6 protein-coding genes are annotated in these 4,003 nt (G+C 59.2%); 2 read left to right on the top strand and 4 right to left on the bottom strand.

Annotated elements, in window-relative coordinates:
• Positions 1–196: glycosyltransferase family 9 protein (locus PSV43_RS10715; protein WP_300196591.1), on the top strand; the 196-nt coding region annotated here is incomplete at its 5' end.
• 195 nt (positions 197–391) lie between these two features.
• Here the strand turns inward: PSV43_RS10715 and PSV43_RS10710 are convergent.
• The 4 genes from PSV43_RS10710 to PSV43_RS10695 all read right to left on the bottom strand — a co-directional run bounded on the left by PSV43_RS10710 (position 392) and on the right by PSV43_RS10695 (position 2,845).
• Positions 392–982: a hypothetical protein gene (locus PSV43_RS10710; RefSeq protein ID WP_300196589.1), complete on the bottom strand. Its 591-nt coding sequence runs from the start codon at positions 980–982 to the stop codon at positions 392–394.
• 69 nt (positions 983–1,051) lie between these two features.
• Complete coding sequence (locus PSV43_RS10705) at positions 1,052–1,990, bottom strand: 2-hydroxyacid dehydrogenase (protein WP_300196587.1); 939 nt, start codon at positions 1,988–1,990, stop codon at positions 1,052–1,054.
• 6 nt (positions 1,991–1,996) lie between these two features.
• Positions 1,997–2,422: a c-type cytochrome domain-containing protein gene (locus PSV43_RS10700; RefSeq protein WP_300196586.1), complete on the bottom strand. Its 426-nt coding sequence runs from the start codon at positions 2,420–2,422 to the stop codon at positions 1,997–1,999.
• Between the two features lie 42 nt (positions 2,423–2,464).
• The gene (locus PSV43_RS10695) at positions 2,465–2,845 is read right to left on the bottom strand and encodes a globin (protein WP_300196584.1); all 381 of its coding nucleotides are present in this window, start codon (positions 2,843–2,845) and stop codon (positions 2,465–2,467) included.
• A 300-nt stretch (positions 2,846–3,145) separates the two neighbouring features.
• Between PSV43_RS10695 and msrA the strand changes: the two genes are divergently transcribed.
• On the top strand, positions 3,146–3,811 hold the full coding sequence (gene msrA, locus PSV43_RS10690; protein ID WP_300196582.1) for a peptide-methionine (S)-S-oxide reductase MsrA: 666 nt from the start codon (positions 3,146–3,148) through the stop codon (positions 3,809–3,811).
• Positions 3,812–4,003: the final 192 nt, after the last annotated feature.

Below are 4,003 nucleotides of genomic sequence, written 5' to 3'. Positions count from 1 at the left end.
CACCGTGAGCATCTTCGGCTCCACCTGCCCGATTGAAACCGGCCCGCTCGGCGAACGCCACACCGTCATCCAGCACAAGATTGAGTGCAGCCCCTGCTTTGAGCGCGAGTGCCCCTTCGGCCATTACAACTGCATGACCCTCGTCACTCCCGAAGAGGTGGCGCAGGCCGTGCTGAAGACCAGCGGCGTGGTCTGAAGTACGACAGACACTCTTGTCTGTCGGTCAGCGCCCTCACCAAAACCCACGCCTTTCAAACCGCCCCACGCCTTCGCCACAGCAACGGCATGGGCCTCCCCCGCAGCAAGCTTATCCATTGTTCGCGAACGAGGCCGCGAGTCGAAAGCGTTGATCGTCAGGCAGGAGTGCCTAACGTACTTCAAAAAGGCCGCCTCACCTCTCCGCCACCGGGTCTTTGCCCACAAAGAGGCCCAGCACCGCACCGCCAATGATCCACGCGATCACATGATCGGCGATGTTCACCCCAGCGTCGCGGCCCGGATTTTCAAACCAGATCCACATCGGCAGGTCGGCGGTCAGGCCGGCAAACATCCCCGCCGCCGCCACGAAAGCGATGCGTGCCGAATAGGACAAGGTTGCCTGAGACAGCATCCCAGCGATCAAAAAGGAGCAGACCAGGCAGCGGATGAAACTCAAAGTCATGTTCATCCCCATGCTGATGTCCCCTTTGCCCGGACGGACGATGGCATACACGTAGGGGCCATCCTTCATCGCCCCTTTCTGCTGGGCTTCGAAGGCCTTCTTCTCCTCGGCAGTGGCGACTTTCGGCGCTTCACCCAAGGCCGGCAGCAGGTAGATGCCGTGGCCGGAGGTCACGTTGGCCTTGATCACTTCGGCAACTTTGGATTCATCACGAAAAGCGCGAAATCCATTTTGATGCCAGCCAATGGCTGTCCATGACACCGCCTCCCAGCCGAAGACGGTCATGGCGGTGAGAACTGCTCCGAGGATGATTTTACCCATCTGGCTTAATAGTGGAACAAGCTGGAAGGGCAAGCTGGCAATCTGCCAAACCCGCCACAGGCAAACGTCTTAGCACACCGGTGTCAGCAAAGCCGCGCCGCTGAAATGCGCCGCCAGATTCTCCACCACCAGCCGGGCCATCTCAGCCCGCGTCTCATGCGTGCCGCTGCTCAGGTGTGGCAGCAGCACCGCGTTCTCGCATTGCATCAGCGCCTCCGGTACCTGGGGCTCGTTTTCAAACACATCCAAGCCCGCGCCGCGAATCGTGCCGTTTTGTAGCGCGGCGATCAGCGCTGCCTCATCCACCACCGAACCACGCGCGATGTTGATCAGCGTGCCCTTCGCGCCCAGCGTAGCCAGCACCTCCGCACTGATCAGGCGCTTCGTCGCCGCACCACCCGGAGTGGCCACAATCAGAAAATCCGCCGCCTCGGCAAGAGCCATCAACGAGTCAACATACTCCCAGCTCACCTCCTGCTTCGTGCGGCCATGATAGGCGATGCGCATCCCGTGGGCCTCCAGCCGTTGTGCAATCGCCTTGCCAATGCGCCCTAGGCCCACGATGCCCGCCAGCTTGCCACGCAGCGCATGCGCCAGTGGGAAAGGGCCCTTCGTCCACGCTCCCGCATGCAGGAAATGGCTCGCCGCGATCAAGCGCCGGCTCGTCATCAGCACCAGCGCGCTCGCCGTGTCCGCCACGTCCTCCGTCAGCACGTCCGGCGTGTTCGTCACCCGGATGCCATGCGCTTTACACCAGTCCACCGGCACCCCGTCATAGCCCACACCAAACACACCGATGATCTCCAGCTTCGGCAGCTGCTCCAGCAGTGCCACGGGTGACATACTGCCCCCCGACATCACGATACCGCGAATCTCCTCCCCCACCTCGGCCAGCAGCTCCGCCTTGTCCTCCGCATGAAAGTAATCATGGCACGTGTGGGCCGCACGCAACGGCTCCATGAGGAAATCCGGCAACGGGGAGAGAATGAGAACAGAGGTCTTTTCCATGGGATGTTATGAACGTGATTTTTTCCAGTCTTGCGGCGGCGTAAGGCGCACTCCCTCCGGCCATTTCGCGCCCTGTTGAATCCAGTCGTGAATGATTTGCTCATTCTCGCGTTCCAGTCGTTCAGGGGTGGGGGGCATGGCCACGGGATTGTTGTGGCCCAGCAGCAGCACCTTGTAGAGCAGGCTTTGGTGCGGCGCTCCCGGCACGATCACCGGCCCGCTACGCCCGCCCTTCATCGCCCGCTCCTGGGTCTCCAGATTCAGTCCGGCAAACTCATAGCGGTGCTGGTGGCACTCCAGGCAGCTGAACTCCAGGATGGGCTTTACCTGCCGCACAAAATCCACCTCTTCGTTCTTCAGCCGCGTCAGATCCATCACGCAGGCGGAAAGAGTCGCGACTAACATCAGCACCAGACACACAGTTGGTTTCATGGGTTCACCATCCTGTGGCAGCACGGTCTGACAAGCAGCGATTCACCCTTCACGGTTCCGCATCATGTCCGCCACCTGAGCAAAGAACGGCACGATGATCGCCGCCTCCGTCTCCGGCACCGCCACCTCACTCATCGCCTCCGTCATGAGTTTCATCCAGCGATCCCGCTCCGCCTCACCAATGGAAAACGGCATGTGCCTGCCGCGCAGCCGCGGATGCCCGCGCTCCTCGATGTAGGTCTGCGGCCCGCCAAAGCGATACACGATGAAATCCGCCAGCCGCTTCTCCGCATTCTCCCAGTCATCCGGCGGATACATCGTGCCGATCACATCATCCACCCGCACGCGCCGGTAAAACGCCGTCACCATCTCGCGCAGTTTCGTTTCGCCCACCCGGGCGCAGAGAGTTGAAAGTTCATCCATCTGCGCAGAATAGAGATGGCCGAAAAAAGGGAAAGAGAACAAAAAATTCAGAACCATTTCTACCAACGCGAATGGCCACGAATGCCCGCGAATTAACAGGAATGGCATAGGTCCAGTTCCGGATTCGCGTCAAATCGCGGCCATTTTTCGACATTCGCGTTCAAATCCGTCTCCCCCCTTTTCCACCTCTTTCCTCTTTTTCGGCCATCAATCTTCGGTTCCCTGGAATTCCCCCGAAAGTTTCGCCTCACATAGGACGGATGATTGACTCATCTTCCCCAACTCGTTCGTATCTACACCATGAAAACCGCCCTCACCCTCCTCACCACCTTTCTCATGGCCTCCCTTGCCCCGCTCTCCTCTGCTGCTGACGCTAAAACCGAAACCGCCATCATCGGTGGCGGCTGCTTCTGGTGCGTCGAGGCGCAGTACCTCCTCGTCAAAGGCGTCAAGAATGTCGTCAGCGGCTACGCTGGCGGCCAAACCGAAAACCCCACCTATGAGCAGGTCAGCAGCGGCGACACCGGCCACGCCGAAGTCATCAAGGTCGAGTTCGATCCTGCCATCATCAGCTACAAGGAAATCATCGACCTCTTCTGGGATGCGCATGACCCCACCAGCGTGACCAAGGAAGACGGCGAGCACCACGGCAAGTTCATGCCCAAAGGCACCGCCTACCAGGGCAACGACTACGGCACCCAGTACCGCTCCGCCATCTACTACACCAGCGAAGAGCAGCACAAGATCGCCGAGTCCTCGAAGCTCGAAGTGCAGAAGAAGTGGAAAGACCCCATCGCCACCGAGATCGCCCCGCTCAAAATCTTCTACCCTGCTGAAGACTACCACCAGAACTTCAAAGCCCTCAATCCCAACCAAGGCTACGTCCGCGCCGTCGTCGATCCCAAGACCGAGAAGTTCAAGCACAAGCTCGAAGAGAAAGGCAAGATCAAGCCCGACGCCAAGTAACTATCCACCGTGAAGTGGTCCGCACACTCCGTGTGCGGTTCCCTGGAGTTTGGCCTTTGACTAGATAAGTCTGTGGTGAGCGATCAAAAAGTGTGTGTTTTGTGTGGACAAAGGTCTAGTTATGTAACTAGTATATGGGAATATGGGATTTCCTACCAAAGTCCAACTCATCCAGCGCAAGGCCAGCGAGCA

The sequence above is a fragment of the Prosthecobacter sp. genome, from assembly GCF_029946185.1.
Lineage (GTDB): Bacteria > Verrucomicrobiota > Verrucomicrobiia > Verrucomicrobiales > Verrucomicrobiaceae > Prosthecobacter.
Note: the sequence above shows the minus strand (reverse complement) of the source record. Positions and strands in the feature narration are given on the sequence as shown.

Coding starts and splice junctions, on each gene's coding strand:
- PSV43_RS10710 (WP_300196589.1), bottom strand. CDS start 982: ATGGGTAAAATCATCCTCGGAGCAGTTCTCACCGCCATGACCGTCTTC.
- PSV43_RS10705 (WP_300196587.1), bottom strand. CDS start 1,990: ATGGAAAAGACCTCTGTTCTCATTCTCTCCCCGTTGCCGGATTTCCTC.
- PSV43_RS10700 (WP_300196586.1), bottom strand. CDS start 2,422: ATGAAACCAACTGTGTGTCTGGTGCTGATGTTAGTCGCGACTCTTTCC.
- PSV43_RS10695 (WP_300196584.1), bottom strand. CDS start 2,845: ATGGATGAACTTTCAACTCTCTGCGCCCGGGTGGGCGAAACGAAACTG.
- msrA (WP_300196582.1), top strand. CDS start 3,146: ATGAAAACCGCCCTCACCCTCCTCACCACCTTTCTCATGGCCTCCCTT.